This window comes from Kitasatospora sp. NPDC002965 (assembly GCF_040611255.1).
In the GTDB taxonomy this organism is placed as follows: domain Bacteria; phylum Actinomycetota; class Actinomycetes; order Streptomycetales; family Streptomycetaceae; genus Kitasatospora.
Genome location: NZ_JBEXNT010000013.1, coordinates 64,565 through 75,700 on the forward strand (window position 1 = coordinate 64,565; position 11,136 = coordinate 75,700).

At 72.9% G+C, this 11,136-nt stretch carries 9 protein-coding genes; 5 read left to right on the forward strand and 4 right to left on the reverse strand.

All coding sequences use genetic code 11. The features are described from left to right. Position 1 precedes the first annotated feature (1 nt). Positions 2-922, reverse strand: coding sequence for a UTP--glucose-1-phosphate uridylyltransferase GalU (galU, locus tag ABZY91_RS08420; RefSeq protein WP_329883332.1), 921 nt, complete (start codon positions 920-922; stop codon positions 2-4). Between the two features lie 12 nt (positions 923-934). Then, the gene (locus ABZY91_RS08425) at positions 935-2,044 is read right to left on the reverse strand and encodes a diguanylate cyclase (protein ID WP_355400784.1); all 1,110 of its coding nucleotides are present in this window, start codon (positions 2,042-2,044) and stop codon (positions 935-937) included. A 107-nt stretch (positions 2,045-2,151) separates the two neighbouring features. Here ABZY91_RS08425 and ABZY91_RS08430 point away from each other — a divergent pair, with 107 nt between their 5' ends. Continuing rightward, a complete protein-coding gene (locus tag ABZY91_RS08430) occupies positions 2,152-2,727 on the forward strand; it encodes a 5-formyltetrahydrofolate cyclo-ligase (protein WP_355400786.1) in 576 nt (191 codons plus the stop codon). A gap of 89 nt (positions 2,728-2,816) precedes the next feature. Here ABZY91_RS08430 and ABZY91_RS08435 read toward each other — a convergent pair whose 3' ends face one another. After that, positions 2,817-5,540: a penicillin acylase family protein gene (locus ABZY91_RS08435; RefSeq protein ID WP_355400788.1), complete on the reverse strand. Its 2,724-nt coding sequence runs from the start codon at positions 5,538-5,540 to the stop codon at positions 2,817-2,819. Positions 5,541-5,855: 315 nt separating this feature from the next. Between ABZY91_RS08435 and ABZY91_RS08440 the strand changes: the two genes are divergently transcribed. From ABZY91_RS08440 to mscL, 4 genes are all read left to right on the forward strand, one after another. Continuing rightward, complete coding sequence (locus ABZY91_RS08440) at positions 5,856-7,343, forward strand: potassium/proton antiporter (protein ID WP_355400790.1); 1,488 nt, start codon at positions 5,856-5,858, stop codon at positions 7,341-7,343. 430 nt (positions 7,344-7,773) lie between these two features. Further along, complete coding sequence (locus ABZY91_RS08445) at positions 7,774-9,120, forward strand: MFS transporter (RefSeq protein WP_355400837.1); 1,347 nt, start codon at positions 7,774-7,776, stop codon at positions 9,118-9,120. A gap of 138 nt (positions 9,121-9,258) precedes the next feature. Next, a complete protein-coding gene (locus ABZY91_RS08450; RefSeq protein ID WP_355400792.1) occupies positions 9,259-9,552 on the forward strand; it encodes an FmdB family zinc ribbon protein in 294 nt (97 codons plus the stop codon). 661 nt (positions 9,553-10,213) lie between these two features. Next, complete coding sequence (gene mscL / locus ABZY91_RS08455; protein WP_355400794.1) at positions 10,214-10,633, forward strand: large conductance mechanosensitive channel protein MscL; 420 nt, start codon at positions 10,214-10,216, stop codon at positions 10,631-10,633. Positions 10,634-10,656: 23 nt separating this feature from the next. On the opposite strand, the gene ABZY91_RS08460 is transcribed toward mscL, so the two are convergent. Beyond that, the gene (locus ABZY91_RS08460; RefSeq protein WP_355400795.1) at positions 10,657-10,944 is read right to left on the reverse strand and encodes a hypothetical protein; all 288 of its coding nucleotides are present in this window, start codon (positions 10,942-10,944) and stop codon (positions 10,657-10,659) included. Positions 10,945-11,136 lie beyond the last annotated feature (192 nt).

Genomic DNA, 11,136 nt, shown 5'->3' on the forward strand with positions numbered 1-11,136 from the left:
GTCAGTCCTGCAGCTCGGTGGCCACGAACTCGCGCAGCCAGCTGCGGAAGCCCGGGCCCAGGTCCTCGCGCTCGGAGGCCAGTCGGACGATAGCGCGCAGGTAGTCGGCGCGGTCGCCGGTGTCGTAGCGGCGGCCCTTGAAGAGCACGCCGTGCACCTGGCCGCCGACCGCGGCGTCGCGGGTGGCGAGCTCGCGCAGGGCGTCGGTGAGCTGGATCTCCCCGCCGCGGCCCGGCGGGGTCTCGCGCAGCACGTCGAAGACGGAGGGGTCGAGGACGTACCGGCCGATGACCGCGTAGTTCGACGGCGCGTCGGCGGTCTCCGGCTTCTCGACCAGGTCGGTCACCTGGAAGACGTCCTCGCCGAAGCCGTTCGGCTTGACGGCGGCGCAGCCGTACAGGTGGATCTGGGAGGGGTCGACCTCCATGAGCGCGACGACCGAGCCGCCGAGCTCCTGCTGGACCTCGATCATGCGGGCCAGCAGCGGGTCGCGCGGGTCGATCAGGTCGTCGCCCAGCAGGACGGCGAACGGCTGGCCGGCGACGTGCTGCTCGGCGACCGAGACGGCGTGACCGAGGCCCTTCGGGTCGCCCTGGCGGACGTAGTGCATGTTGGCGAGGTCGACGGACTCGCGGACCCGGCGGAGACGGTCCTGGTCGCCCTTGCGGGCGAGCAGCTCCTCCAGCTCGTAGGCGCGGTCGAAGTGGTCCTCCAGCGCGCGCTTGTTACGGCCGGTGACCATCAGTATGTCGGACAGCCCTGCGGCGGCTGCCTCCTCGACGACGTACTGGATCGCCGGCTTGTCGACGACGGGCAGCATCTCCTTCGGAGTGGCCTTGGTGGCCGGCAGGAAGCGGGTGCCCAGTCCTGCCGCGGGGACCACGGCCTTGGTTACCGGGATTCGGGACTTCGACGTCGTCATGCGTTTACCTTACTAAGGCACGTGTTTCGCCTGGCCGGGCGTCGTTGAGCGGTGCTGGGACAGCACGTCGCCAGACCCGGCCGCAATGGCAGGCAAAGGGGACGTGACGGGTGGGGCGAGGGGGTCCCCTCCGGCACAGGGCGACAGACTACCCGGCTTTTCCGAACGGTTACGTTCGGCTGCGAAGACACCGTCCGGACGTGCGGGGAAGGCCGGGGAGGCACCCGGGGAAACGCCTGCGGGGACGGCTCCGGAACGGTCCGCGGAGGTCCTCCGGAAGGCGGTCGGGGCAGCGGTCGGGGCAGCGGTCGGGGCGGTCGGCGAGGTGGTCGGGGCGGCAGCGGACGCGGCGGCCGGGGCGGAGTCCGGCGAGGTGGTCGGCGAGCCGGCCGGGGCGGCGGTCCCCCGCCAGCAGTCGCCGCCGGCCCCGCGGGCCACCGCCAGCGCCCGGTCCGCGGCCCGGAGCAGCACGGCCGCGTGGGCGCCGTCCTCGGGCAGGACGGCCAGGCCGACCGCCGCGGTGAGCCCGTTGCCCTCCGGGTGGCGGCCCTCCCGGCTGCCCGAGGACCAGTCCAGCAGCAGGTGGCGGCGGACCGACCAGACCAGCCGGTCGGCCACCTGGGCCGCGCCCTCGGCTCCGGTGTCCGGCAGGACCACCAGGAACTCCTCCCCGCTGTACCGGCCCAGGGTGTCGGAGCGGCGGATCTCCATGCCGAGCCGCTGGGCGAGGTCGCGCAGGACCGTCCCCGCGCGGGCCCGGCCGTGCTCGGCGACCACCGCGTCGAAGCCCGCGATCTCCAGCAGCAGGACCGCCAGCGGCCGGGGCCCGTCCTGCTGGCCGTGCTGTCCGTACTGCTCGGCCCGGCGGGCCCGCTCGATCTCCCGGTCCAGGGTGAGCTGGAGGTGCCGGTAGTTCCAGACGCCGGTGAGCGGGTCGCACGAGGCGGTGCGTTCCAGCTCGGCGCAGCGGGCCTCCAGTTCGGCGACCCGCTCGCGGAGCCCGGCCTCGCGGTCGGCCGCGCCGGACGCGCCGCGCCGCAGGCGGGCGCCGAGCAGGGCGGCACCGGCCAGCGCGGGGGCGCTCAGCACGGCCAGGGCCTGGACCAGCAGCGGGGTGGACATCGGGGCGCCTTCCGCATGTCAGGCTCTGAGCGTCACGGGCCCGGAGCACGGGTCGGAGCGATGGGCGGGGCGGGGATCGGAGCGGTGGAGGAGCGGTGGAGCATCCCATGCACAACGAGAAGGGCGCGCTGAGGACACGGCTGCTGTCCGAACGTCGGGCGCTGGCGGCAGAGGCCCGGGAGCGGGCCGCCACGGCGCTGGCCGGGCACGCCGGGGAACTGGCCGGGCCGGGCGCCACGGTGGCCGCGTACGTCTCGGTGGGCGCCGAGCCGGGCACCCGGCCGCTGCTGGACGCGCTCCGGGCGCGCGGGGCGCGGGTGCTGCTGCCGGTCCTGCTGGCCGACAACGACCTCGACTGGGCGGAGTACGCGGGCCCGCGGGAGCTGGCCCCGGCCGGGCGCGGGCTGCTGGAGCCGGTCGGCGAGCGGCTCGGGCCGGAGGCCGTGACCGGGGCGGCACTGGTGCTGCTGCCGGGGCTGGCGGTGGACCGCCGGGGGCTGCGGCTGGGGCGGGGCGGGGGCTCGTACGACCGGGTGCTGGCCAGGCTGGAGCGGGCCGGGGTGCGGCCGGTGCTGGCGGTGCTGCTCTACGAGCACGAGCTGCTGGACCGGGTGCCGGCGGAGCCGCACGACCGGCCGGTGGACCTCGCACTGACCCCGTCGGGGCCCCACCGCTTGGGGTGAGCGGCCACCCGTGGGCGTACGTCGACGGCCCCGCGCCCCCGGAGGTCCGGGGGCGCGGGGCCGTCGTGGCGGAAGCCGGCCGTCGGGCGTCAGCCGTTGGTCAGCGTCAGCTTGTGCTTCGCCGACCTCTCGACCGCGTCCGGCGAGAACGACCAGGTCAGGAGCTTGCCCTTGAGCCAGAGGTCGGTCTGGTCGTTGTAGTTGGGGTGATAGGCGTGGCCCGAGGCACCGCCGACGTTGATCCAGCGGGACGCGTCGAGGTCGCTCAGGTCGATCACCATCCGCATCGACGGGATCCAGTCGACCTGGTACCCGGCGGCCGCGTTCCAGCCGGCCGCGTCGACCGCCGCCGAACCGCCGGAGAGGCGGTACGGGCCGCGGTTGAGCAGCTTGTGGACGGCGCCGGAGGCGATCGAGGAGTCGTCCGAGCCGAGGGTGCGCTCGCGCAGCTCCAGCTTGTGCAGGCGGCCCCAGCTCCAGGTGGAGATGTCCTTGGTGAGCAGCGAGGTGAGCTCCTGGCGGGCGTTCTTCATCGCCTCGCGGAGGAGGTTGTCCAGGCCCTTCTGCTCCTTGTGCTGGGAGTCGATGTACGTCCACCAGCCGCTGTCGGGCTTCTCCAGCTGCTGCCGGACCACCTCGGTCCAGCGGTCGCCGCCGTCCGGCTGGGCCTTGCCCGGGTCACGGGTGCCGCACTCGGTGACGATGTCCGACTTGCTGTCCGGCTTGGTCGGGTCGGCCTGCTGGCGCACCAGCAGGCAGTTGTCCTCGGCCCGCAGGTCGGCCGGGAACTTCTGGCCGAAGGCGAGCGTGAGCAGCTGGCGCCAGACGCCGTTGTAGTAGGCGGCGGCGGCCGAGTCGGCGTCCTGGTGGTAGTTCCAGTCCTTCAGCAGGTCCTGCGCCTCGCGCACGTAGGGGTCGTCGATCTCGACCTTGAGCAGCCTCGGGACCAGCGTCTTCGCGAGGATGCTGGTGTTGTCGAGCTGCATCTCCTGCATGTCGTCCGGCGAGATCTTGCCGTTGTTCTTGAGCCGGGCGTCGATCTGCTCGGTGATCTCCTTGGCCCGGGTGCCGTACTCCCAGTCCTTGGTCAGCAGGTACTTGTACGACGGGTCGACCACGGCCTGGTTGGCGGTGACGATGTAGCCGCCGGACGGGTTGAAGCTGTACGGCAGGGCGTTGAACGGGACCGGGTCCTTCTTCCACTGGTAGGAGGAGTCCCAGCCCGGTGCCGGGTTGCGGCCGTCGCCGTTGCCGCGGACCGGGACGTACCCGGGGGCCTGGTAGCCGATGTTCCTGGCGTCGGCGTAGACCAGGTTCTGGGCCGGGACGGCGAAGTCCTTGGCGGCCCCCCGGAACTCGTCCCAGTTCTTCGCACGGTCGAGCCCGAAGACGGCGTCCATGGTCTTCCCGGGGATGAGCGCGGCCCACTGCAGGGCGACGCCGTAGCCGGTGGTGCCGCGGTCCGGGGCGGAGGTGCCGTTGGGCGCGTACTTGCCGACGTTCTGCTGCTCGGTGCTGGGGTCGGAGATCAGCGGGGCGCCGGTCCGGGTGGTGCGGACGGTGATGGTGCGGTCGTCACCGCCGGCGACCTTGATGGTCTCCTTGCGGAGCTCGAACTTCTCCTCCTTGCCGTCCACCAGGTAGGTCTCCGGGCCGGTCACCTTCTCCAGGAAGAGGTCGGTGACGTCGGCGCCGAGGTTGGTGAGGCCCCAGGCGATGTCCTTGTTGTGGCCGATCACCACGCCGGGCATGCCCGCGAAGGTGAACCCGGAGACGTCGTACTGGCAGCTGGGCGAGGCGGTCCGGCAGTGCAGGCCCATCTGGTACCAGACCGAGGGCAGGCCGGGGCCGAGGTGCGGGTCGTTGGCCAGCAGCGGCTTGCCGGTGGTGGTGTGGGTCCCGGCGACCACCCAGGAGTTGGAGCCGATGCCCTGGCCGTTGCGGCCGAGCATCTCGGGCAGCGCGTCGATCCGGGTGGTGACGCCCTTGAGCAGCGCCTCGGTGGTCGTCGCGCCCTGCGCGGTGCCGGTGCCGGTGCCCGGGGTGCCGGCCGGGGCGGAGCCGTCGGCGGGGCGGTAGGTGTCGCTGCTGACGGTGCCGGTCTTCACGATCGTGCCGTTGCGGGCGTACGGGTAGTCCGGGTACAGCTCGGCGATCTTCTCCGGGCTGAAGTCCTGGGCGAGCAGCGCGCGGTCGATCTCCTCCTGGAGGTTCCCGGAGAGGTCCCAGGCCATCGCCTTGAGCCAGGCCACCGAGTCGACCGGGGTCCACTGCTCGGGCTCGTAGTCGCCGTTGACGACGCCGAGCAGGGTGTACTCCAGGGAGGCGCGCGACCCGCCCGGGTGCTCGACGAGCCAGGCGTTGACACCGTCCGCGTAGGCCTGGAGGTACTTCTTGGTCTCGGCCGAGAGCTGGGTGTCGAACTCCTTCTGGGCCACCTGGCGCCAGCCCATGGTGCGGATGAAGGAGTCGGTCTCGACCTGGCCGTCGCCGAACATCTCGGACAGCCGGCCCGCGGTGATGTGCCGCCGGACGTCCATCTCCCAGAACCGGTCCTGCGCCTGGACGTAGCCCTGGGCGCGGAAGAGGTCCTCGGAGGTGTCGGCGTAGAGCTGGGGGATGCCGTTGGCGTCCCGCTTGACGTCGACCGGCGCGCTCAGGCCCGCCACCTTGACGCTGCCGTCGACCTCCGGGAAGGACGCGCGGACCGCGGCCACCCCTCGGTAGCCGCCGTAGCCGGCGCCGGCCACCAGCAGCACGACCAGCACGATCACGATCAGACGGGCGCGCCGGAACTTCTTCGAGCGGGGCATCTGGGTCCTTGCGGTCCTCACTGGGGGGCGGGCGGACATGTCAGGAGCACGGGGCCGTGACAGGGCACCACATTAGGCCGACTCGGCTGGCGGGCGTGCACGGGGGACGCTCACGGTGGAATCGGAGGAGGTCAGAACCCGAGGTGACGGGCCGCACAGCCGGGAAACCTAAAGATATGGCAAAATGTTAGACTGCGTAACGATCCGTAAGGGGAGTAATCGGCGCCGGCCGCCCCCGCCCCTGTCGATCGAGCGCTCCCGGCCTCACCGCCACCAGACACCCCGTCCGCCCCTGCCAGCCCGAGGTGCCCCTGCGTGAATGTCGACCACCTGAACCAGCTGCTCCTCGAATTCTCCGTGATCCTGCTGGTCGCGGTGGTCGCCGTGCGCATCTCGACCAAATCCGGGCTGCCCAGCCTGCTGATCTACCTCGGCATCGGCGTGGCGCTCGGCCAGAACGGGCTCGGCATCACGTTCAACAACGCCGAGCTCACCCAGGTGCTCGGCTACGCCGCCCTGGTGGTGATCCTCGCCGAGGGCGGCCTCAAGACCAACTGGCGCGAGGTCCGGCCGATGATGCCGGCCGCCACCGTGCTCGCCACCGTCGGCGTCGGCGTCAGCGTCTTCGTCACCGCCGCAGGCGCTCACTGGCTGGTCGGCCTCGACTGGCGGACCTCGCTGCTGCTCGGCGCGATCGTCTCCTCGACCGACGCCGCGGCCGTCTTCTCCGTCCTGCGGATGGTCCCGCTGCCGCACCGGCTGACCGGCCTGCTGGAGGCCGAGTCCGGCTTCAACGACGCGCCCGTCGTGATCCTGGTCGTCGCCTTCGCCACCACCGGGGAGCTGGACTCCTGGTACGTCCTGATCGGCACCATCCTCGCCGAACTCGCGATCGGCCTCGCGGTCGGCCTGGCGGTCGGCAAGGTCGGCGCCTACGGGATCAAGCACGTCGCCCTGCCGTCCTCCGGGCTCTACCCGATCGCCGTCATGGCGCTCACCGTGCTCGCCTACGCCGGCGGCGCGCTGCTGCACGGTTCCGGCTTCCTCGCCGTCTACGTCAGCGCCGTCGTCCTGGGCAACGCCAAGCTGCCGCACGGACCCGCCGTCCGCGGCTTCGCCGACGGCCTGGCCTGGATCGGGCAGATCGGCATGTTCGTGCTGCTCGGCCTGCTCTGCACCCCCGAGACGATGGGCTCGGCCGTGGTGCCGGCGCTGGTGATCGGCACGGTGCTGGTCTTCGTGGCCCGGCCGCTCTCGGTGGTGACCACCCTCACGCCGTTCCGGCTGCCGGTCCGCGAACAGGCCCTGCTGAGCTGGGCCGGCCTGCGCGGGGCGGTGCCGATCGTGCTCGCCACCATCCCCCTGGTCGCCGGCGCGCCGATGGCCCAGGAGGTCTTCAACATCGTCTTCATCCTGGTCGTGGTCTTCACCCTGCTCCAGGGACCGACCCTGCCCTGGGTCGCCAAGTGGCTGCGGATCGGCGAGGGCTCGATGGGCCAGGACCTCGGCATCGAGTCGGCGCCGCTGGAGAAGCTGCACGGCCACCTGCTGTCGGTGGCGCTGACGCCGACCTCCCGGATGTCCGGCGTGGAGATCGGCGAACTGAGGCTGCCGGCCGGCGCGGCGGTGACCCTGGTCGTCCGCGAGGGCAACAGCTTCGTGCCGGACAAGGACACGGTGCTGCGCGGCGGGGACGAGCTGCTGGTGGTGACCACCGACGAGGTGAGCGAGGCGGCGGAGCGGCGGCTGCGGGCCGTGGACCGTGGCGGCAAGCTCGCCGGGTGGCTGTACGGGCGGGAGTGAGCCCCCTGGCTCATGGGCGCCGGGCGCCGGGGGGCGGGCGCCGGGGGCCGGGGGGCGGGGCGGGTGGCTCCGCCCGGTGACGCCGGCCCGACCGTCCGGCCCGGCCGACGCCGTGGGGTGTTCGGCTGGCGTTCACCTTCGATCGACAGGACAGTTTTGGACGAGCCCTGTATTGTGGAGGTAAGCGCGTCATCTACGCGCGTATAGCTACTAGGAATGACACACCCAGCATCTGCCTGATGCAGAGTTGGCGCGACCGTTCGGCGGCCGCGGTCCGGCCCTCGGCGACCCCGCGGCCGGCCCGGTATCTACCCCGGTCGACGCGCGAGAGGACGACTCTCGGCGCCGTCGGGGCTTTTTCATGCCCTGCCGCGCTACCAGGCAGTAGGAAGGACCGACCGTGACGGCCCGCCGAACGGTCGACGACACCATGCCCGGGCACGACCTGCCCGCCGCGCCCGAGGACCGCACCGACGCCGCCCCCACCCGGGTCGGGTACGGCGCGCTGCTGCGCACCCCCGGCGTGTGGACGTTCCTCGTCCCCGCCTTCGCCGCCCGGCTCCCCTACGCGATGCTCAGCCTCGGCATCCTGCTGCTGATCCGCGACACCCACGGCTCCTACGGCACCGCCGGCACCGCCGCCGCCGTCTCGGCCGTCGCCCAGGCCCTGGTCGGGCCGCAGACCGGCCGGCTGGCCGACCGCCTCGGCCAGGCCGCCGTCCTGGTGCCGACCGTCGCGGTGCACGCCGTCTCGGTCGGCGCGCTGATCGCCCTGGCACTCGGCCACGCGCCGGTCTGGAGCCTCTTCCTCGCCGCCGCGGCGGCCGGCGCCTCCGTGCCGCAGATCGGCGCGATGGTCCGGGCCCGCTGGGTGGCCAGGCTGTCGGCGGAGGGCACGCCGCCGGCCAAGCTGAACACCGCCTTCGCCTTCGAGTCCGTGACCGACGAGTTCACCTTCGTGATCGGCCCGGTGCTGGCCTCCGCCATCGCCACCACGGTCAACCCGGCCTCCGGACTGATCGTCGAGGCCACGCTGACCGTCGTCGGCGGGCTCGCCTTCGCCGCCCAGCGACGCACCGCGCCCGCGCTGCACCCGGCCGTTCCGGGCGCCCGCCGGGTCTCCGCCCTCGCCTCGCCCGGCGTCCGACTGCTGGCCGGCGCGTTCCTGGGCGTCGGCACCGTCTTCGGCGCGATGCAGGTCTCCGTCGCCGCGTTCACCGAGTCGGCCGGACAGCCCGGGGCCAGCGGCACCGTGTACGGGATCTTCGCCGGTGGGTCGATGCTGGCCGGCGTGCTGTACGGCATGATCGCCTGGCGGCACGCCGCCCGGCACCGGATGCTCGCCAGCTACGCCCTCCTGGTCATCGGCTGCTCGACGCTCTGGGCGATGCCCAACCTGGTCTCGCTGGCCGTCGCCGGCCTGTTCTGCGGTCTCGCCATCGCACCGACCCTGATCACCGGCTACACGCTGGTCGAGACGCTGGTCGAGGACGGCGCCAAGACCGAGGCGTTCACCTGGCTGACCGGCGCCATCGGGCTGGGCCTGGCGGTCGGGTCGATGGTCGCCGGACAGCTGGTCGACGGGAGCGGCCCGTCGGCCGGGTTCCTGGTGCCGGTGGCCGGCGCCGGGCTGGGCCTGGTCGCGCTGGTCTCCCTGCGGGGGCTGCTGGTCGCGCCGGGGACCCGGAGCGCGGCAACCGCCGACGCGGGCGCCGCGCCCGGTCCGGGCACGGGCGCGGGCGCCGCTCCGCAGCTGGTGGGCGCCGCCAAGGGCTGATCACCGGGCGGCGCGGGACGGCGTCCCGCCGACGGGCCGGACTCATCTCACACCCGAGTCGCTGGACTGATCCAGCGGAATGCCGCATCATTGACCATCGTTAGCACTCATCAGGCGAGAGTGCCAGGAGGAAGACAAGTGCCCACGTACCAGTACCAGTGCACCGAGTGCGGCAACGGCCTGGAGGCGGTGCAGAAGTTCACCGACGAGCCGCTGACCACCTGCCCCGACTGCGAGGGGCGCCTGCGCAAGATCTTCTCCGCCGTGGGTGTGGTCTTCAAGGGCTCCGGTTTCTACCGGACCGACAGCCGCTCCTCCTCCAGCAGCTCGGTGAGCACCGGCTCGTCGACCTCCTCGTCGACGTCGACCTCGTCGTCCTCCTCGTCGGGCGGCTCCGCGCCCGCGGCGAGCCCCGCTCCCGCAGCGGGCTGACCGCCCCGACGAAGCCCGGACTGCCGGACTGCCGGACTGCCGGACTGCCGGACTGCCGGACTGCCGAAACAGAACGACCGAACGGCCCGCCGACCCGCAATATGCGGTCCGGCGGGCCGTTCGCATTCCCGGATTCCCTGAATTCCCCCGACCGGCGCAGAAGTGCACCCGTTCGGCGGAGGCCGGTCCTCCCCGGGCCCGAGTTTTCCACAGGGCGGGGAAAGGGGCTTCCGACTACCGGGCCGGCGACCCAGAGTGTGCGTCACGAGAAGCCGGCCCGCCGCCACCCGGAAACGGACCCGGTGGGGGCCGGCACCCTGCGACCACCGGTGGTGCCCGTGCCGACCAGGAACCCCTCCCGCCCCCTGCCCTTCCCGCTGCCGCCACTGCCCGCGCCGAGCGTCCCGCCACGACAGCCGGTGCCGTCGTTCCCGCCGATCAGACGCGGAGCCGGGCGCGGACACCGGCTCCGACAGGCGCTCCGGCAGGGCCCCGGGGCCCTGGCCGTCCTCGTGCTCGCGGCGGCCGTGGCACTCACCCTCGGCCCCGCGCGAGCGGGCCTGCCACCGCCGGAGGCGGCCTCCGTCCACCGAACGGGTTGTCAATCGGAGGGAGCGGAAGATCACCCGTAACCGGATTTCGACTTCGTCGTTCACGCGGCATGAAAGGCTTCAAGGAATTCCTGCTGCGTGGAAATGTCGTCGAACTGGCCGTCGCCGTGGTCATCGGCGCCGCTTTCACCAACATCGTCAACGCCTTCGTCAAAGGCGTGATCAACCCGATCGTCGGCGTGTTCGGCGCCAAGGATCTCGCGGCCTACAGCTCCTGCCTCAAGGGGCCCTGTGAGGTGACCGCGGCCGGTGAGGTCACCACCGGCATCCTCATCCTCTGGGGCAGCGTGCTGAGCGCGGCCCTGCAGTTCCTGATCACCGCCGCCGTCGTCTACTTCTGCCTGATCCTGCCGATGACCAGGTACACCGCCCGCCGCAAGACGCCGGCCGACATCCTGATGGAGGCCGAGGCCAAGGAGGTCCTCCTGCTCACCGAGATCCGCGACGCCCTGGTCACCCGGACCCTCTGAGGCGAACCGGGCCCGGCCGCCGGTCAGTCGCCGTGGTGCGGCGGGCGCTGGCTCAGGTACCAGTCCAGCCCCCGCCCACCGCTCTCCCCCGCCTCCGGGCGGCTGCCCCAGCCCGCGTCGGTGTCGTCCCGGGACTGCTGGTCCAGCGGGTCCCGGAAGACCAACCGCGCCCGGTCCGCCCCGGCGCCCGCCCGGGCGCCCCGGGCCTGCTCCCGACCGCCCGCCGACGCCCCGTCCGCCACGGCTCCGCCCGCCGGCTCCTTCTCCACCGCCGCGTCTCCGCCGTCCATGCCGCTCACACCGTCACCCATGCCGTCCACCGCCTTCGCCGATCCCCCGCCCGTCCCAACAGCCTAGAAGGCCCTGCGCCACCGCCGCGGACGCACGTGGGCCCGGGGGGGGGCGCGCCGCACCGGGCCCCCCACCCCCCCTTCTCCCGACCGACGGCCGTCAAGCGGCCACCAAGGCCCCGGGGTTGGCGCTATTGTTGAGGTAGGGCAGGG